At 69.7% G+C, this 18,512-nt stretch carries 16 protein-coding genes; 5 read left to right on the forward strand and 11 right to left on the reverse strand.

The genetic code is table 11. From position 1 onward, the window contains the following. Positions 1-2 precede the first annotated feature (2 nt). The 10 genes from NR810_RS47200 to NR810_RS47245 form a co-directional block, all read right to left on the reverse strand. Positions 3-1,442 carry a di-heme oxidoreductase family protein gene (locus tag NR810_RS47200; protein ID WP_257462352.1) on the reverse strand — a complete coding sequence of 480 codons (1,440 nt, stop codon included), beginning with the start codon at positions 1,440-1,442 and terminating at the stop codon, positions 3-5. After that, a complete protein-coding gene (locus NR810_RS47205; protein ID WP_257462353.1) occupies positions 1,439-2,938 on the reverse strand; it encodes an RCC1 domain-containing protein in 1,500 nt (499 codons plus the stop codon). Before NR810_RS47205 ends, NR810_RS47200 begins: the two co-directional genes overlap by 4 nt. 120 nt (positions 2,939-3,058) lie before the next feature. Beyond that, positions 3,059-3,457, reverse strand: coding sequence for a hypothetical protein (locus tag NR810_RS47210; RefSeq protein WP_257462354.1), 399 nt, complete (start codon positions 3,455-3,457; stop codon positions 3,059-3,061). An 82-nt stretch (positions 3,458-3,539) separates the two neighbouring features. Beyond that, complete coding sequence (locus NR810_RS47215) at positions 3,540-3,887, reverse strand: DUF3703 domain-containing protein (protein ID WP_257462355.1); 348 nt, start codon at positions 3,885-3,887, stop codon at positions 3,540-3,542. A gap of 28 nt (positions 3,888-3,915) precedes the next feature. Continuing rightward, on the reverse strand, positions 3,916-4,725 hold the full coding sequence (locus NR810_RS47220) for a helix-turn-helix transcriptional regulator (RefSeq protein ID WP_257462356.1): 810 nt from the start codon (positions 4,723-4,725) through the stop codon (positions 3,916-3,918). A gap of 4 nt (positions 4,726-4,729) precedes the next feature. Continuing rightward, entirely contained in the window at positions 4,730-5,032 is a 303-nt protein-coding gene (locus NR810_RS47225) for a YkvA family protein (protein WP_257462357.1), read from the reverse strand. Between the two features lie 96 nt (positions 5,033-5,128). After that, positions 5,129-6,670: a hypothetical protein gene (locus tag NR810_RS47230; protein ID WP_257462358.1), complete on the reverse strand. Its 1,542-nt coding sequence runs from the start codon at positions 6,668-6,670 to the stop codon at positions 5,129-5,131. A 343-nt stretch (positions 6,671-7,013) separates the two neighbouring features. Next, complete coding sequence (gene gyrA / locus NR810_RS47235) at positions 7,014-9,776, reverse strand: DNA gyrase subunit A (RefSeq protein ID WP_257462359.1); 2,763 nt, start codon at positions 9,774-9,776, stop codon at positions 7,014-7,016. Positions 9,777-9,964: 188 nt separating this feature from the next. Further along, the gene (locus NR810_RS47240) at positions 9,965-11,119 is read right to left on the reverse strand and encodes a hypothetical protein (RefSeq protein ID WP_257462360.1); all 1,155 of its coding nucleotides are present in this window, start codon (positions 11,117-11,119) and stop codon (positions 9,965-9,967) included. 25 nt (positions 11,120-11,144) lie between these two features. Beyond that, positions 11,145-11,942, reverse strand: a complete 798-nt coding sequence (locus tag NR810_RS47245) for a tetratricopeptide repeat protein (RefSeq protein ID WP_257462361.1) — start codon at positions 11,940-11,942, stop codon at positions 11,145-11,147. 190 nt (positions 11,943-12,132) lie between these two features. Here NR810_RS47245 and NR810_RS47250 point away from each other — a divergent pair, with 190 nt between their 5' ends. After that, entirely contained in the window at positions 12,133-12,684 is a 552-nt protein-coding gene (locus NR810_RS47250) for a DUF1579 domain-containing protein (protein WP_257462362.1), read from the forward strand. Between the two features lie 13 nt (positions 12,685-12,697). On the opposite strand, the gene ung is transcribed toward NR810_RS47250, so the two are convergent. Further along, positions 12,698-13,372 (reverse strand): uracil-DNA glycosylase, encoded by a 675-nt coding sequence (gene ung, locus NR810_RS47255; protein WP_257462369.1) that lies wholly within the window; start codon positions 13,370-13,372, stop codon positions 12,698-12,700. A 200-nt stretch (positions 13,373-13,572) separates the two neighbouring features. Here ung and NR810_RS47260 point away from each other — a divergent pair, with 200 nt between their 5' ends. The 4 genes from NR810_RS47260 to NR810_RS52450 form a co-directional block, all read left to right on the forward strand. Then, positions 13,573-14,406: a hypothetical protein gene (locus tag NR810_RS47260; RefSeq protein ID WP_257462363.1), complete on the forward strand. Its 834-nt coding sequence runs from the start codon at positions 13,573-13,575 to the stop codon at positions 14,404-14,406. A 99-nt stretch (positions 14,407-14,505) separates the two neighbouring features. Beyond that, the gene (locus NR810_RS47265) at positions 14,506-16,275 is read left to right on the forward strand and encodes a CpaF family protein (RefSeq protein WP_257462364.1); all 1,770 of its coding nucleotides are present in this window, start codon (positions 14,506-14,508) and stop codon (positions 16,273-16,275) included. A 90-nt stretch (positions 16,276-16,365) separates the two neighbouring features. Continuing rightward, positions 16,366-17,271, forward strand: a complete 906-nt coding sequence (locus tag NR810_RS47270; RefSeq protein WP_257462365.1) for a hypothetical protein — start codon at positions 16,366-16,368, stop codon at positions 17,269-17,271. Positions 17,272-17,279: 8 nt separating this feature from the next. Further along, the coding region (locus NR810_RS52450; RefSeq protein ID WP_306819094.1) for a DUF1565 domain-containing protein at positions 17,280-18,512 on the forward strand (1,233 nt) is incomplete at its 3' end.

Raw genomic sequence — 18,512 nt, forward strand, 5'->3', positions numbered from 1 at the left:
AGCTACAGCGACTCCAGGAACTTCAGGAGTGACTCTCGCTCTTCCTTCGAGAGTCGTTTGACCGCCTCCCGGGAGACTTCGGCCTCTCCACCGTGCCAGAGAATCGCCTCCATCAACGAGCGCGCCCGCCCATCGTGCAGGAAGCGCGTGTGCCCGTTGACCGTAGCCGTCAGCCCGATGCCCCACAGTGGCGCCGTGCGCCACTCGCGCCCCGTCGCCTCGAAGTCCGGCCGCCCATCCGCGAGCCCCTCGCCCAGGTCGTGCAACAACAGGTCCGTGTAGGGACGGATCTTCTGTCCCGACAGCTCCGGGTATTCCTCCAGCGGGCCGGTGGTGAGCGTGGGCCGGTGGCAGCCCGCGCACCCCACGCGATGGAAGAGGGCCTTCCCCCGCAGCACCTCGGGTGAGTCCACGTCCCGGCGCGCCGGCACGGCGATGGCGTGCGAGTAGAAGGTGAGCGCCGCCAGCCGGTTCGCCTCCACCTCAGGCGCTCCTCCCGAGGGCGCATCCCCGCAGGCCTGCTCGGCCGGCGTGCACGGCTGCGAGGGGAACAGGGGCGTGGTGAGCCCCATGTCTCCGAGGAAGGCCCCCGCGCTCTGCTGCTCCAGGTCCGGCTGGTTGGCCTTCCACCCGAAGCGTCCCAGCACCTGCGTCCCCCGGCGCACGCTCCACACGCGGTTCGGCCGGCCGGAGATGCCATCCCCGTTCACATCATCCGGGTCCGCCCACTCCAGCACCGTCTCCTCGGGAACCGCCGCCAGCAGGCCGAGCCCATGCAGAGGCTGCGCGAGCCGCGGCGAGAGCATCGTGTCCGGGTGCGGTGGGCCGTGGGCCAGCTCCTCCAGCGCATACTCGGGAGCCAGGAGGGTGAAGGGCTCGCCGTCCGCGAAGGTGCCCGAGAGCTGCGAATGGCGCACCACCACCCGCGCCTCGGCCGGCACGCCCGGAACCCCCTTCGGTTGTAGCTGGTCACCATAGGTGGGCTCCGGGAGCGGGCCGCCGTTGGACGCCGTGCCCGGGATGCTCAAGCGGATCAACAGGCCCTCTCCCGTGGAGCCCGGTTCATCCGGTGGCGCGGTCCTCCCGTTGCCCACGTGGCAGGACATGCACGCCACCGCGTGGAACAGAGGCCCCAGCCCATCCCGGTCCGCCCGGCTGCTCGAGGCGGGCGCCGGAATCCAATCAATCTCGAAGACGCCGCGCCCCGACACGAAGCCCGAGCGCCGCTCCAGCGTCAGCGCGGGCAGCGACTGCGAGAAGGCCCTCGCGCTCGCGTCGGTGACGGTGCCCGCCTCGCCACCCGACAGGGCCTCTCCGGGCTCCACCACGTCCCAGCGGACCGGAGGCTCCTCGCCCGGCGGAGCCGGAGACGGAGGCTCCTCGCGGCATGCCACCGCCGACAGGGCGAACACCACCGCCCAGGTCCATCCCTGGCGCCTCATGGCAGCTTCACCTTCACGGGCTCGGGGAAGCTCCATTGGTTCTGCAGCTCATCGTTGCCAAGCGAGCCGTTGAGATTCCAACCCCACCCGAAGAGCTGGCCGTCGCGGCGCAGGCCGAGGGCGAAGGTGGAGCCCGCGGCGGCATCCCGCAGCTCCGAGAGTCCCACCACCGCCTTGTCCGCGAGGGGATGGGCCTGTTCCGCCTCGCCACTCCCCCCGTTACCAAGCTGCCCGTTGAAGTTCTGGCCAAAGCCCCACAGCGTGCCGTCCGCCTTCCGCGCGAGGCTGAAGTTGGAGTTGGCGTACACGGCCACCACGTCCGTCAGGCCCACCACCTTCACCGGCGCACGTACCTCGAGGCCCGTACCGCTCTCGCCATTGCCCACCTGCCCGCTGACGTTGAGGCCCCAGGCGGACACCGTGCCGTCCCCGTGGAGCGCCAGCACGTGGTCACGCCCACTGGCGATGTCCACCACGCCAGAGAGGCCCGGCACCTTCACCGGCTCGGGGTGGGCCACGGAGTCCTCGGTGCCCTGACCCAGGTTGCCGAAGTTGTTGTTCCCCCACACCCACACCGTGCCGTCCCCCCCGAGGGCAACCGACTGCTGCGAGCCGCCCGCCAGCTTCACCACCTCCGTCAACCCGCGCACCGGCACCGGGTAGTCGCGGTCCGTGGTGGTGCCATCCCCGAGCTGCCCGTTGTTGTTCTTCCCGAAGGCCACCACGGTGCCATCGGCCTTCAGCACCAGGGCGTGATTGAAGCCGAGCGCGCCGGCCACCGCGTCCGTCAGTCCGGGCACCTGCGAGGGCCGGTTGCGCGGCAGGGTGTCCGGGGTGCGCGGCTGGCCCTCCACGGGCGGAGTCCCCAGGCCGAGCTGTCCGCTGGCGTTGGCCCCCCACGTCCACACCGTGCCGTCCTCGAGCACCGCCAGCGAGGTGTTGCTGTTGATGACGATGGAGGCCACCCGCGGCAGCTCCGCCACCAGGACCGGCGTGGAGCGGGGCTCCTTGTCGCCCAGCCCGAGCTGCCCCTGCGTGTTCTGCCCCCACGTGTAGAGCCGCCCGTCGCGCACCGCGCCGCCGTGCAGACCGCCCGCCGACACGAGGGAACCGACGTGGAAGGACACGGAGGCCTCGGCCACATGGCCCGCGGCATCCTCCGCACGCACCACCACCGTGTTGCTCCCGGGCCGGGGCGTCACCTCGAGCGCGAACGTCCGCCCACCCTCCGACCGCGTGGACTCGAGGACCCGCGTCTCGCCACCGTTGAGCCGCCAGGTGAGCCGCTCCACGCCGGTGTCATCGGCCGCGGTGCCCTCCACCCGCACCTGCTGATACGTCCCCAGGCGCAGGGCCTCGCGTGGCGAGGTGAAGCTCACGGCGGGCGGCGTCAGGTCCACCGGGGCTGGTGGCGTATTCGTTCCAGGCGGCGGCTCGCCGCCACATCCCCACAACAACACGGCGCCCACCAGGGCTCGAGGCATACGTCGGAGCATGGCTTTCCTCTCACCGGAGCCAGACTCCGGCGGAAAGCCCTGCCGCTAACGCATCCCCGGGAGGAGCACAAGCCACCCACCCGCGCTCGGGCTCCCCCTTCTTATGCCCTCGAAGCCGAGCTACGGGTTCTTGGGCGCGTTGTCCGAGGTGTTGAAGATGATGATGGACGTGCAGGTGTTGGACGCGTCCCAGCCGAAGGCGATATCGCTGTCCCCATTCAGGGACTGGACCATGTTCACGAAGCCGGGCGCCGTGGACGAGCAGCTCACGTAGGTGCCGCTGGCATCCCTGGCGTAACACTGGCCGATGATGGTCGTGAACGGGCTGACCGACTGCGTGTAGCAGCCGATGTACTGCATCGAGTCCGCGCTGTTGCGCGCCCCCCCGAGCGAGCCCTGCGCATGACGGTTCGTCACGTCCACCACGACCTGCTGGCTGGATTTGAAGCCGGCCACGGCGCTGGTGGCCACCAGCAACGCTCCCGCCACGACGGCCGCAACGGTCATCTTCCTCTTCATGCGCGCTTCTCCCGCTGAATGGGGTGACCCCTGTCACCCCCGTGCGGCCGGCATGATGGGGAAGCGGTCTGACATCGCCCGCTCAGGCGTCCAGCAGGGCCCGCAGGTCCTCGGGGATCGGCATGGGCGTGAGGATGCCCACGTTGGCCCCACCCGTGTTGCCGAGCGGAGCCCGGCCGAGCCACGAGCCCGGTCCGGCCACCAGGATTCGCGCCAGCTGACCGAGCAGCTCGCGCACGTCTCCGCGCCGCCACCCGAAGGCGAACATGAGGCCATGCACCCGGACGTGCGGCCCGGCATGGGCCTGGCTCAGGATGTGGGCCCGCTCCAGGTGCCGCCACGCGGGCGCCAGCTCACCGCTCCGCTCCGCCTCGGCGGCTTGGCGCAGCTCGGCCTCGAACGCGGCCCGCAGCTTCGACTTCATCGGCATGACTTCCTCCTTCGTGACCCCTCTACCTTCACGCGGGAGGAGCACCTCGCGCTTGTAAGAACTCGCCACCTCCTGGGGGGAGGACCCACTCGACCACGCCGGCGATCTCCGAGGGAGAGAGCCCGAACATGCGGCGGAAGACGTGGCTCAGGTGGGCGCTGTCGGTGAAGCCCGCAGCGTGCGCCGCGGTGGTGAGGGGGGCGCCCACCCGCAGGTGCTCGGCGGCACGGTGGAGCCTCAGCCACAGGATGTAGGGCCGGAGCGCCAGGCCCACCTCGGCCCGGAAGAGATGGGAGAGCCGGCTGGTGGAGAGCCCCACCCGGGGCGCGAGCGCCTCGAGGCGCACGTCCCCCTCGAGCGACTCCGGCAACAGGCGCAGCAGGCGCTTCACCGCGGGATGGGTGGGCCGAGGAGCCACCGTGTCCACCCGCAGCGCGAGGAGCATCGCCCGGGCGAGCGACTCGGCCTCGTGCCAGTGCCTCGGCGGCGCCTTCGAGGCGAGCGGCACGAGGCACTCGCCCGCCCGCTGCCAGTCCGCCACGGAGTCCCGCGCGATACTGAGTGTCTGGAGGCTTCGTCCGACGAGGTCATCGGGAGACGCATGGAGCAGCACCGCGGCACTGGCCGCGCCGACCACGGCGTGCTCGACATCCGGTGGAATGACGGCCGCCCGGCAGGACCGGGTGCGCTGGCGGGAGTCCGCCAGCGTGACCGGCTCACCGAGCGAGAGCACCAGCTGGAAGCTGTGGTGCGCATGCGGCCGCGTCTCGCTCATGGGCCCCGCGTAGAGCAGGCGCCCGGGTCCGAAGAAGAGCCGTCCCCTCCACGTACGGGTCACGGGGTCAGCGATCGCGGAGCGGCGGCGTGCCCACCCGAGGCTCCTGCGCCGGCTCCAGGGGCTTCGGCCACGCCGACTCCGGCTGGTAGCGCTGCACCTCGCGCACCACGAAGAAGGCCGCCGCCGACAGCACGCCGATGTCGTCCAGCCAGCCCAGGATGGGCAGGAAGTCCGGCAGCGCGTCCACGGGCATGACGAAGTAGAGGACGGCGAACAACCCCGCGAGCCTCCGCCACATCGGCACGCGCGGGTCTCGCACGTAGCGGAAGAACCGGGTCCCCATTGCTCGAAGGCCTGCAGCGTTCATGTCCTCTCCTACGAATGGAGGCCGATTTCCATTGCGGCCCCTCCACCGTAGGCGCCCGGCCGCTCGTGGGGCAAGCGGACACCTCCCCAAGTGTCCTCAGTCGCCGTCCCCGCACGTGCGTCTGGACGATGAGAGCTCCGGGGTCTCGCAGTCGTCGGGGTCCGGCTTCTGGTCGAAGGGCGGCCGCCGTTCGAGGAAGGCCTCCATCAGCTCCTGCCGGTACGGGAGGAAGGTGCCCACCAGCGATTCCGAGAGCCCATACCGCGGGCCGTCCGGGCCCTCCTCCATCGTGCGCTCGCTCACGTGGACGAAGGTGTAGAGGGTGGACTTGGAGGGCCAGGTGAGCCCGCCTCCGAGGTTCGTGCCGGTGCTGAGCTGGTGGCACCCCGCGCAGGAGAGCGTCTGCGCCCTCGCGACGATGTTGGCCGGCGTGAGCGGGATGCTCAGGGTGTTGAGCCGCTGCTGGAGCCGGGTGCGCAGCGGGCTCTGCCCATTGCCGAAGTGGTGCACGTAGAGGTTCTCCGTGCCGCTCGCGTTGCTCTGCCCCGTGTTGAAGCGCTCCCCGGTGTTCAGCGTGAAGCGGAGCAGGTCGTTGATGGCCAGCTCCCCCACCTGGGCCGACAGCGACTCCGCGAAGTCCTCCTTCAGCGGATGGCTCAGCTTCGCGCTGAAGAGCACCCCCGCCGGGTTCGTCTTCACCGTGTCCGGCTCGAAGCGCATCACGCACACGTCCCCATCGCAGCGCTTGCGCACGCGGAACTCGCGCAGCGTCCAGGTGGACTGCATGAACTGGTTGGTGCGAACTTGGCCGGTGGCCCGCCCCGTGGCGTTGCCGAAGTTGTCGATGTCGATGACCGGCGGGATGCTCCCGAGTCCCTCGAAGTAGAAGCGGTGCAGGGCCTCGGCGCGCACCGCCGGGTCAGGCTCCTGGGAGAGCTCCGCCCAGAAGCGCATCACCTTGCGACACCCGTGAATCCCCTTCTTCGGCTTCGGGTTGGGCAGCACGCCCTCGAAGGCGATGAGGTTGCGGCTGCGCGCATTGGTGATGCCCGAACGGCGCGCGAAGACGATGCGGTACTCCCCGCAGTCGCTCCCGTCCTGCGCCGCCAGGTCGAAGCGGTTGAAGAGCCCGATGGGCACGTAGGCCGCGTGGTTGGTGCCGGGATTGAGGAAGGGATTCTCCTGCGCCTGGACACCCTCCGCCCGAGGGCAGGCATACGCGAAGCCGTTGAAGCCCGGCAGCCCGTCCGCGAGCCTCTGGTCATCGCAATGCGGGCCCCCCAGTCCCAGCCCCGGCGCCCGCCGCTGCGAGTCCCACCACTCCTGGTAGAGCCTCAGCCCCGTGAGTCCCGGGATGCCGCTCTGCTCCGCCAGCCGGTTCATCACCTCCTCGAAGCTGAAGCGCGCCAGGATGGCTCGATCCGTCACCGCCAGCGAACGCCGTGGGTCCACGCTCACGTCCAGCCCGGGTTTCGCCAGGGACCGTGAGCCTCCTACCGGCAGCAGGCCAATCCCTCGTCGCTCTGGATGGAGTGACACCTGCTGGGGCACCGCCGCGACGGGTGGCGGCTCCACGGTCACTCCGCACGCCGATAGGGCTGCGGCTCCCGCCACGGCCAGGAGAAGAAACGAACGCATGGACCCCCCCCCTCATGCGGCCCGCCCGATGCCAAGACGGTGGCGAACCCGCTTCCAGAACTTAAGAACCCTGGCAAGGCGGGGTTGACCGTACGAGATGGGACGCTCGGCGTGCATCCCCGGGACAGGTTTCGTGTGGCGCCGCACGGCCTTCCTGCCCCGGAGGGGCGTGGGTTTCCGGTTCACACCCCTGGATGGCTTTGTTTGAAACGCGAAGAGGGCCGGAGGAGGGAAATCCCTCACCCCAGCCCTCTCCCAGAGGGAGAGGGGGCTTACACGGGTTCAACTCGTGGCCCGTGCGACCCTCACCCCGTCCCTCTCCCGAAGGGAGAGGGGTTCTTCTTCACTCCTCGGTTCCCGGCTCCGAGGTCCCGGAATCCGAGGACTCCGACTCCTCCGTGGCCGGTGCCTCGGCCGAGGACTCCGTCGGCTCCGACGGCGCGGACGCCTCCACCGCCTCGCCTCCGTTCTCCTCGCCCTCATCCTCCGACTCCGGCAGCTTCGAGATGCCCGTCACCTTCTCCTCCGCGCTCTCCAGCGCGATCAGCCTCACACCCTGCGTGTTGCGGCCGATGACGGAGATCTCCTTCGCCTTCATCCGGATGAGCATCCCGCCGTTGGTGACCAGCATCACCTCGTCCTTGTCCGTCACCTGCAGCAGGCCCACCACCTTGCCATTCCTCTCGGTGGCCTTGATGTCGATGATGCCCTTGCCGCCTCGGCCCTGCTGACGGTACTCGCCCTCCTCCGTCCGCTTGCCGTAGCCGTTCTCCGTCACCGTCAGCACCGTGGTGTCCTTCTCCACCAGGTCCGCCCCCACCACCTCGTCCCCATCCTCCAGCGTGATTCCCTTCACGCCGTAGGCGTCACGGCCCATCGAGCGCACTTCCGTCTCCGGGAAGCGGATGCTCATGCCGTTGGCCGTCGACAGCAGGATGTCCTTCGAGCCGTCGGTGATCTTCACCGCCACCAGCTCGTCCCCCTCCTCGATGCCCAGCGCCCGGATGCCGCTGGAGCGCACGTTCGAGAAGGCCGACAGATCCGTCCTCTTCACCACGCCGCGCTTGGTCACGAAGAACACGAACTGGTTCTCGCCGAACTCCTTCGTCACCAGCACCTGCGCCAACCGCTCGCCCTCGCCCAGCTGCACCAGGTTCACGATGGGCTTGCCTCGTGACGTACGGCCCGCCAGCGGAATCTCGTGCACCTTCAGCCAGTACAGCCGGCCCGTGTTGGTGATCGGCATCAGGTACGCGTGCGTGCTCGCCACGAACAGGTCCGTGACGAAATCGTCCTCCTTCGTCGTCGCACCCGTCTTGCCTCGCCCGCCCCGCTTCTGCGCCCGGTACTCCGTCAGCGCCGAGCGCTTCACGTAGCCCGTGTGCGACAGCGTGACCACCATCGTCTCCTCGGCGATCAGGTCCTCGCTGGTGATCTCCTCCGCCGCACCCGTGATTTCGGTGCGCCTCTTGTCGCCGTAGCGCTCGCGGATCTCCTTGAGCTCCGTCCGGATGACGTTGAGCAGGCTCGACTCGTTGGCCAGGATGTCCTCCAGCCGGAGGATCTCCCTCACTAGGTCCACCAGCTCGCGGAACAGCTCCTCGCGCTGCAGGCCCGTGAGGCGCTGCAGGCGCATCTCGAGGATGTTCTTCGCCTGCTCCTCGCTGAAGCCCGAGCCCTCGTACCGGTGCTCCAGCCCCGAGTAGCTCGGCACCTCGTCACGCGCCCTCGAGACCAGCAGCTCCATCTGCGCCTTCGCCTTGGCGTAGTCGATGCGCTGCAGGTTCTTGAAGTTCTCCCGCTCGTAGAGCGCGGGCGACAGGATGTTCATCAAGCCCCAACGCGCCTCGTCCGGATCCCTCGAGGCGCGGATCAGGCTCACCACCAGGTCGATCAGGTCCTGCGCGACCAGCAAGCCCTCGACGATGTGGCGGCGGGCGCGCGCCTTGCGCAGCTCGAAGCGGCTGCGGCGCGTCACCACGTCCCGGCGGTGCGCGATGAAGCGCTCCAGCAGCTCCTTGAGGGTGAGCGTGCGCGGCTGCCCGCCGTCGATGGCCAGCATCACCGCGCCGAACGTGGTCTCCATCGCCGTGTTGGCGAACAGGTTGTTGAGCACCACGGCGGAGATGGCGTCGCGCTTGAGCTCCACCACGATGCGCATGCCCTGCCGGTCGCTCTCGTCGCGGATGTCGCTGATGCCCTCCAGCTTCTTCTCGCGCACCAGGTCGGCGATCTTCTCGATGAGCCGCGCCTTGTTCACCTGGTAGGGAATCTCCGTGACGATGATGCTCTCACGGTCCCCCTTCTTGGAGGTCTCGATCTCCGTGCGGGCCCGCACGGTGATCTGCCCGCGGCCCGTCTCGTAGGCGCGCAGGATGCCCTCGCGGCCGGTGATGATGCCGGCCGTGGGGAAGTCCGGCCCGGGGATGAACTGCATCAAATCCCGAACGGTGGACTCGGGGTGGTCGATGAGGTGCAGCGTCCCGTCGATGACCTCGGTCATGTTGTGCGGCGGGATGTTGGTGGTCATACCCACCGCGATGCCCGTGCTGCCGTTGACCAGGAGGTTGGGGAACTTGGTGGGGAGGACGAGCGGCTCGACGGTGGAGTCGTCGTAGTTGGGACCGAAGTCGATGGTGTCCTTGTCGATGTCCGCCAGCATCTCCTCGGCCAGGCGGTCCATGCGCACTTCCGTGTAGCGCATGGCCGCCGGCGAGTCGCCGTCCACCGAGCCGAAGTTGCCCTGGCCATCCACCAGCAGGTAGCGGAGGCTCCACTCCTGGGCCAGACGCACCATGGCGTCGTAGACGGCCGTGTCGCCGTGCGGGTGGTACTTACCGATGACGTCGCCCACCACGCGCGCGCTCTTCTTGTAGGCGCGGTTGTGGTAGTTGCCCAGGTCGTTCATCGCGTAGAGGACGCGGCGATGCACGGGCTTGAGGCCGTCACGCACGTCGGGCAGCGCGCGCCCGATGATGACGGACATCGAGTAGTCGAGATACGAACGGCGCATCTCGTCTTCGATGTTGACGGGGATGAGTTCTCCCACGCTGCCCTGAGGAGGAGCGGGGGGCGTTGCCGGCTTGTCGGTGGTGTCGTCGGCCATGAAATCGAGGGTCAGGGGTGGGGCCCGCCCGAGGGGGGCCCGTCAGGGTAACGTGCCTACGTAACCCCCGGATTTTCCAGCGTCAACAATGGAAACACGAGGGTCACGAGGGGCAGCCAGAAAGGGGGGCCTGAGGTCGCTCGGCTGGGGGGTATCGGACACCCCGTCCGGCCCCCTCCGAACCTCTATCAACCCAGGACCGAGCGCGCTTGTTGCACCAGATTCACCAGGCGTGACGAATCCCTCCACCCGCGCAGGGCGGAGCTTCCAATTCCGTGCCGCTGGATGAGCTCCCGGAGGACCCCGCGGACCCGCTCGCCATCCGTGCCACCGCGCGACTCATCCGCCCGCCAGGCCAGCTCCTCCAGGCGGACCCAGCGCGCGGCCGGCCAGCGCTCGTCCTCGGGAATATCCTGGCGCTGGGCGTCCCACAGCTCATAGGCCACTTCGATCAGCGCCGCCCGGGCATCCACCAGACGCTCCGAGGCCAGCAGCCGGACACGTGGGACGTACTCACGCTCGAACATCCACCAGAGCACCTCCGGAAATTCGGCGTCCTCGAGCACCAGCGGGGCCACCCGCGCCTGGGCCATCCGGCTCAGCAGCGCATGGGCCTCCTGGAACCAGTACGCGGCGTGCAACAGGCGCTCGGGGCCGTTGCGAGGCGGGTGGTGCGGTGCCCGGGTGGACTGCTTGCGGAGCTCCTCCACCATGCCGCCCACCGCATCCACTCCGGAGAGCCGGTTCCACAACGACACCAGCGCCGCCTGCCCCCTCGGCCACCACAGGCTCAGCTCCTCCCGCTGCGCGCTCGTGAACGGGATGCGGCCCGTGAGCGGCAGGGGGCGTGCGAAGAGCGACTCCAGCAGCTCTCCGAAGGCCGCGGCCTCCCGGAGCGCCGGCAGCGCATCCGGGAGCACCTCCACCGCCGTGCTCCACCGCTCCCGGGGAGGCACCATGCGCGGGATGGTGAGCAGCCAGTCCTCCAGCGCCACCATCAGGCTCCCGAGGGGCTCATGGGCGCTCCGCCCCAGCTTGCGGGCCACGTCCCGGGCGAGCTGGTCCCTCAGCGAGCGCACCTCGAAGATGCCGCGCACCGTCGGGTTGCTGGTGGGCCAGGACTCGGCCTCGGCGCGGCGGACGGCGTAGGCGAGCACCTCGTCCACCTTCTCCTGGTGGGCCGCCACCTCGCGCAGGAGGGGCACCTGCCGCCGCAGCGCCGCTTCCCAGCCGGAATCGGCCAGGGCCAGCACCAGCCCGTAGTAGCGCTTCCGGGCCGGCTCCAGCACCACCCACCGGCCCTCCAGGCGCAGCTGGTATTCGTCCTCCAGGGGTGCAGCCATGATGGACGCAGTATAGCCCCGCGACTCAGCTCGCCTGGGCCATCGTGTCCTTGGGCCGCAGCGGGGCGGCGAGCCGCTCGGCCTCGGCCCCCAGGGGGCCTTCCGGATCCAACGACTTCGCGCGCTCGAAGGAGGCGAGGGCACCCTCGCGGTCCCCCCTCAGCTTGAGGGCCACCCCCACGTTGAGGTGCGCGCCGACGTTGTCGCGGTCCATGGCGAGCGCCTCGCGGAAGTGGGCGAGGGCCTCGTCCAGGTCCCCCGCGAGCAGGGCCTCCTTGCCAGCCTGCACGCGCTTGTCCGCGTCGTTGACGAGCTCCACCTGCAGCAGGCTGCCGCCGGCCACGGTGACGATGAGCGCGCGGAGGATGCCGCCCCAGTAGAAGGTGAGGCCCTCGGCGGCGACCACGGCGGCGATGGGCAGGTCCGGCAGCAGCTGCTTGCCGCGGAACTTGAAACGCACCTTGGTGTAGCGGCCCTTGTTGGCCCAGTGGACGAGCTCCTCGCGCATCTTGCGCAGGCTCTCCTCGACGCGCTTGGGGTCGATCTCGAAAGGCAGCGCGGGACCGCCCTCCACGGGCTCCCCGGCCGGCAGGGCCTTCATCTCGGGCGTCTCGGGTACCTGGCTCGGAGCGGCCTGCTCGGGCGCGGAGGGCGCCACCGGGGCGGCGCGCTTCTTCGCGGCGGCGGGCTTCTTCACCGGAGCCACACGCTTCTTCGCGGACCCGGGACGCTTCTTCGCGGCAGCGGCGCTCTTCTTCTTCGGAGCCGCTCGGACGGCCTTCTTCTGGCTCGCCGGGGCCTTGCGGGGTGCTGTCTTCGCCATGGAGATGACTCTAGCCAGTCACGAGCCGGCTTGCTCGTCGAGGCGTACCGACATGTCGATCCGACACGTCAGCGCCGCGTCAATGAGCGCTCCGAAGGGCGGCGTTCGGCCTCTGGCCCGTCAGACGCGCGTGCTTTGAATGGCATGCGATTTGCGTCTGAAACCGGCTACCGAGGAGAAAAAAGAAGTCATGGACACGAGCAGGAAGACGGCGCTGGCAACCGACTCGCGGATCGACCCCCAGGCCGAGCGCTTCATGGAGGAGACGGTCAGCCACTCCCAACCCTCTTCCCCTCACGCGCTGCTGGCCTCGTGGGCCGGTACCTGGAAGGTGCGCACGAGGAACTGGATGGGCACGTGGGTGGAGTCGACGGCCACGGTGAAGATGCGGATGACGCTGGGCGGGCGCTACCTCGAGGAGACCTATACCAGCACCGTCCTGGGCCACTCCTTCGAGGGCCGCACCATCTTCGGCTACGACAACACCCAGGACGTGTTCGTGATGATGACGTACGGCAGCATGGGCACGGGCCTCACCCTGCGCGAGGGCACGCTCGATGCGAGCGGCAGGGTCATCACCTTCCGGAACGCGACCGGTGGGAGCGAGCGCGTGGAGATTCGCATGGAGGGCCCCCACGAGCTCGTCGCGGAGATGTTCGATGGGGAGCCGGGCCACGATGAGGTGAAGGTGGTGGAAGCCCGGTACACCCGCGCTCGCTCCGTCTGGGGTCGCGGCTTCTGAGGTGCCCCCTCGCTCACGCCGGCAGGCGCCAGTCGATGGGCTCGCGCCCCGCCTTCTCCAGCGCCTCGTTGGTGAGGCTGAAGGGCCTGCTCCCGAAGAAGCCCTTCTTCGCCGACAACGGCGAGGGGTGCGGTGCCTTCAGGATGACGTGCCTCGACGTGTCGATGAGCGCCTCCTTCTTCTGCGCGTAGCTGCCCCACAGCAGGAACACCACCGGCTCCGGCTTGTCGCTCACCTTCTGGATGACCGCGTCGGTGAAGGCCTCCCAGCCATGCCCCTCGTGGGCATTGGCCTGACCCTCCCGCACCGTCAACACCGCGTTGAGCAGCAGCACCCCCTGCTTCGCCCACGGCACCAGCGAGCCCTCCTTCGGCTTCGGCACGCCCAGGTCACTCTGTAGCTCCTTGAAGATGTTCACCAGCGAGGGCGGTGGCTTCACCCCCGGCTGCACCGAGAACGCCAGCCCGTGCGCCTGTCCCGGCCCGTGGTACGGGTCCTGCCCGAGCAGCAGCACCTTCACCGCGTCGTACGGCGTCAGCCGGAAGGCCGAGAACAGGTCCTCCTCGGACGGGTACACCGTGTGCTCGCGCCGCTCCCGCGTGACGAACGCCTCCAGCTCCGCGAACCCCGGGCTCGCCAGCACGTCCTTCAGCACCTTCGTCCAGTCCGCCGGCAACCGGTCCTTCATCGCACCCATCGCGCCTCCGCGTCAGGGCTCCTCCATCCTCGGAGCACCCGTCCCACCCTACTTCAGCGGTCATGTGGCGTGGGTGTCTTTTTCACGTCGGTTCGATTCACGTGGGGTCCATCATTTGGGTACAGGACACACCTCGCGTATGAGTGGCCGAGGATGCGCCCCGGGTGGCCGGGGCGGGAGGAGGTCTACACATGGGAGCGCCGAGACTCGCGTTCACGGTGATGCACGCCGCCTTCGATCCCTCGCGGGTGGAGCTGGCGCGGAGGTTGGAGGAGAAGCTGCGCGAGTCGCTGGGCACGGGGGACGTGCTCCACGTGGAGCGGGACACCGTGCGCCGTGGCGTGTGGAACGTGGCCAGCGCGTGCTGGCGGTGGGGCATCGCCCAGGCCGGGCACGGCATCACCCACGTGGTGCTGCTCAACGACGACGCCGTGCCCTGCGCCGGCTTCGTGGAGGCGGTCCGCGCCGCGCTGGCCGTGAGGCCACGGCACCCCGTCTGTTTCTACGCGAACCATGAGACGGCGCGGCTCGCGTACGAGCGGGGAGATGCCTGGTGGACCTCCGATGATGGGCTGGTGGGCGTGACGTGTGCCCTCCCGGTGGAGCTGGCGCGCGACTTCCTGGAGTGGGAGCACGCCTCGCTGGTGGAACGTCCCCCTCCGGGGCTCTCGGACGACGGGCGGCTCAACGTGTGGGCCATGGCGCACCAGCGGAGGATCTGGCACGCCAGGGGCCTCGTGGACCATGCCATCCCGGACGAGAGCCTCATCGGAAACCAGGGGCATGAGGGGCGCACCTCGCTCACGCCCCTGCCGGCCAGTGAGGAGGAGGCCCGGGCCATCGACTGGACACAGGGGCTGGAGGAGCCGCTGCACGTGCTCGTGTACGGGATTTCCCCCATCCACCTGCTGCGGGAGATCAAACCCGAGGTGCGCTCCCGGATGGGGCTGGAGCAGGTCGTCGACCGCCTCTGGGGCGAGGCGGCGCCCCGGGCGCGTGAGTTCTACGGCCGCATGAGGCCGTGACGCCGGCCGGCGTCCCCGCCCCGTCCGCCGCCCCACCCGACAAGCAACCGAGCCCTCCTCTTGGGCTCGGGCCATTGTCGGGCTACCCTCCGGGACGCCATGTCGATGTACAACGAGTCGCTCCGCGCGTTCCTCAAGCCCGTCCTCCCCTATCTCGACGACCCGTCGGTCTCCGAGATCATGATCAACGGGCCCACCGATGTCTGGATCGAGCGCAAGGGCAAGGTCTCCAAGACCGATGCCACGTTCACCGAGGAAGGTCTGATCGGCGCCGCGCGCAACATGGCGCAGTTCGTCGGCCGCCTCCTCAACGACGAGCGCCCCCGCCTCGACGCGCGCCTGCCCGACGGCAGCCGCATCCACGTCGTCATCCCGCCCATCGCCCGCAAGGGCACCACCATCTCCATCCGCAAGTTCTTCAAGGACAAGCTCACCATCGAGTCCTTGATCAAGTTCAAGTCGATGACCAAGGAGATGGCGCGCCTCATCGACGCGGGCATCCACACCAAGCTCAACATGCTGGTGTCCGGCGGCACGGGCTCGGGCAAGACGACCCTGCTCAACATCGTCTCCTCCCTCATCCCCGACGAGGAGCGCATCCTCACCATCGAGGACTCGGCCGAGCTCCAGCTCAACCAGTCCCACCTCGTCCCCTTCGAGAGCCGGCCCCCGGACAAGTTCGGCAAGGGCGGCGTGGACATGGGAGACCTGCTGCACTCGGCCCTGCGTCTGCGCCCCGACCGCATCGTCGTGGGCGAGGTGCGCGGCGGCGAGGCCTTCCACCTCGTGCAGGCGATGAACACCGGTCACGGCGGCTCGCTCGCCACCACCCACGCCAACACGCCCACGGACACGCTGCGCCGCATCGAGTCGCTGTGCCTCATGTCCGGCATCGAGCTGCCCATGGTGGCCATCCGCGCCCAGGTGGCCAGCGCCATCAACTTCGTCATCTGCTGCGAGCGCCTCCACGACGGCAGCCGGAAGACGATTGCCCTCTCCGAGGTGCTCCCGCTCAGCGAGAAGGGCGAGTACCGCACCCAGGACATCTTCGTCTTCACCCCGGTGACGAAGGACGAGGAGGGCCACATCCTCGGCTACCACGCGCCCACCGGCATCATCCCCACCTTCGTGGACAGGGCGCGCGCCTACGGCTTCTCCGACCTGGACGAGTCCTTCTTCGACCCGGCCACCTACGGCCTGCCCCCTCCCCCCTCCTTCCGCCTGGGCGAGACGTACGCCGTGCGCTGGGCCCCCTCGCTCAAGCACCGCGAGCGCGGCGAGCGCGACCCGGACAGCTACAAGAAGGAGTGGCTGGCCTTCGAGCAGCGGCTCAAGGACGAGGCCCGTGACTCCAAGGACGGCAAGCCCCCGGCTCCCGCCGCTCCGGCGGTGCAGGTGCAGGTGCCCGCCAACCTCCCCACCCCGCCCAAGGCCCCCGCCGCCCGCGGCGGCCCCGCCCTCCGGCCCAACCTGCCCGCCAACAAGCCGCCGCCTCCTCCGGAGGACGACGACCGGACGCCGCCGCCCACGCGCAACCCCTTCGCCTCCGAGGCGGAGGAGGGGCCCGCCACCCTGGCCGACGAGCCCAAGGTGCAGGTGGCCGCGGACCTCCTGGCCGAGGACGAGACCCAGGGCCGCGGCATCGTTCCGCCGCGCTCCACCCGCTCGTCCACGCCCCAGCCCCAGCGCTCGGGTCCTTCCACCGGCGTCCGCCCCGCGATGCCCGCCCGCAGGCCCGCCTCCATGCCCCCCGCCCGGCCCTCCCTCGCCCCTCCCGTGCCCGACGAGCACCTGGAGGACGAGCCCCGGGAGCTGGACAACTCCGAGAAGACACACATCCGGCCCATGCCCGACAAGCCGCGCCGCTAGCCACCCCGGAGTCCTCCGCCCCTCGCGCCCCCGGCGTCACTGGCGGTACGTCTCCTTGCGGCAAGCGCTCCATGAGGGGAAAGTGGCGCCGTGTTCCTTCCACTCCTCGCCACGCTCGCCGTGCTCGGCCAGGTGCCCGCGTCCTCCGAGGCGCCCCTCACCGTGCTGATCGCCCCGCCCGAGGCCGCGGGCGTCCCCTCCCACATCATCTCCTTCGCCCAGGAGCATGTGGCCGAGCAGCTCAAGACCCAGGGCCTCCAGGTGGTCCTCACCTCGGATCTGTCGCAGCTGCTGCCACCCGCCCAACGCAAGTCGGTGCTCGGGTGCAACCGGCTGGAAGCCGCCTGCCGCATCACCCTGGGCGAGGCGGCCGAGGCCGACGTGGTGATGATCACCGAGCTGGTGCAGTTCCTCAGCGGCTACCGGGTGGGGCTGAAGGCCTACGCCACGCGTGACGGCGAGCTGCTCGCCGAGCACTACGAGCCCGGAGTCCGCGAGGACCAGTTGCTCGACGCGCTCACCCGGGCCAGCGAGCGGGTGGTCCCCCCGGTGCTCCATGCGCTGCGCCCGGACCAGGCGCCCATCGTCGAGACGCCGCTCCCGCAGCTCACCCCGGGACAGCCGCCCGTCCAGCCCAAGCCCACGGTGACGCCCACCCGCTCGGGCCCGCCGGGCTGGGCCTGGGTGCCCGCCGCCGGAGGCGCGGTGATGCTGGGCGTGGGGACGGTCTTCCTCGTGAAGGCGGGCCAGGACTACCGGGAGCTGCAGGAACAGAAGTTCGAGGATCTCGAGCGCGGCGCCCAGCTCAAGGAGTCCGGTCAGAAGGCCCAGAATTTGAGCCGGGTGGCCTACGCGGTGGGCGCGGCGGGCGTGGTGACGAGCGGGCTCATCTATCTGCTGTCTGGCAAGGACAAGGGCGGGGAGGTGGAAGTACGGCCCACCGCCTCCGTGGGAAATGGCGGCGGGATGGTGGGGCTGGTGGGGACACTGCCGTGAGGATGCACATGCTCGAGACGAAGAAGCTGTTCGCCGCGGGGCTCGCGCTGGCGTTGCTGGCCACCACCGGCTGTTTTGACTTCGAGACGGCGTTCACCGAGTGCGTGAGGGCTGGAAACTGCAATCCTCCCCCTGGCACGTGCGACCCCACGCTGCCGGACCCGCTGGATGAGGCCTTCGTCGACGCCAACTGCGACGGCGTGGATGGGGATGCCGACGCTGGCTTCTTCGTCGACCCCGTCGCCGGGCAGAACGTCAATCCCGGGACCCTCAAGGCTCCCTTCAGGACACTCGCGCACGCCCTGCCGTTCGCCGCCGATGCCGGCAAGGTGCTCTACCTCGCGCAGGGCACCTACAACGAGCCGGCGCTCCGGCTCGAGCGGCCCGTGTCGCTCTACGGCGGCTACTCCAGGGGCGAGGATGGCGGCTGGGCTCGCGGCAATGAGTTCGACTCCTTGCTCAAGGGCGGACCCATCGGCCTGACGGTGAGCGGGTTGGAGAATGCCGAGCTCGTGCTGGATCGTCTGCACATCACCTCCACCACGCCCCCCGACGCTGGAGCGCCTTCCATCGGGCTGAGGGTGCTGAACTCGCTCGGCGTGCGACTGAATCATGTGACCGTGGAAGCCGGGCGCGGTGCGGATGGAACGCCGGGCGCCTCGGCCGTGGCCAACCCCCAGACGGGCGCGGATGGCGGCCCGGGACAGAGCACCAGCCAGACCACCCCCAACGTACGCGCCGATGGTGGCTCGCCCGCCGTCAACAGTTGCGGCGTCGGCATCCGGGGCGGATACGGTGGACAGGGCGGTGTCGCCGGTATCGACCCGACCCGGGGTGAGGCGGGCATCCCCTCCTCCGACGGGGGGACCGCCGGACCGAACGTGGACGTGAACAACTGCCCGGCCACCGCCACCTCCTGCCAGTGCAACGGGATTGCAGGTGGCAAGGGCCAGGATGGCACCGAGGGTGAGCCCGGAATGGACGGCACACCGGGCGATGGCATTGGCCAGCAGAAGGACGACTCGTGGGTGGCCAACGTCGGTGGAGGGGGCGGACCCGGCCAGCCCGGAGGAGCAGGCGGAGGAGGAGGCGGCGGCAGCTACTGCAACATTGTGGAATGGCTGCGGTCGGCCGAGTCGACGGGAGGAGGAGGGGGAGGAGGAGGAGCTGGTGGCTGCCCGGGTGTGGGTCCAGATGCTGGAGGTGGAGGCGGTGGTGCCTCCATCGCCGTGCTGCTCGTC

Origin of the sequence: Archangium lipolyticum (assembly GCF_024623785.1) — a bacterium.
Classification (GTDB): Bacteria; Myxococcota; Myxococcia; order Myxococcales; family Myxococcaceae; genus Archangium; species Archangium lipolyticum.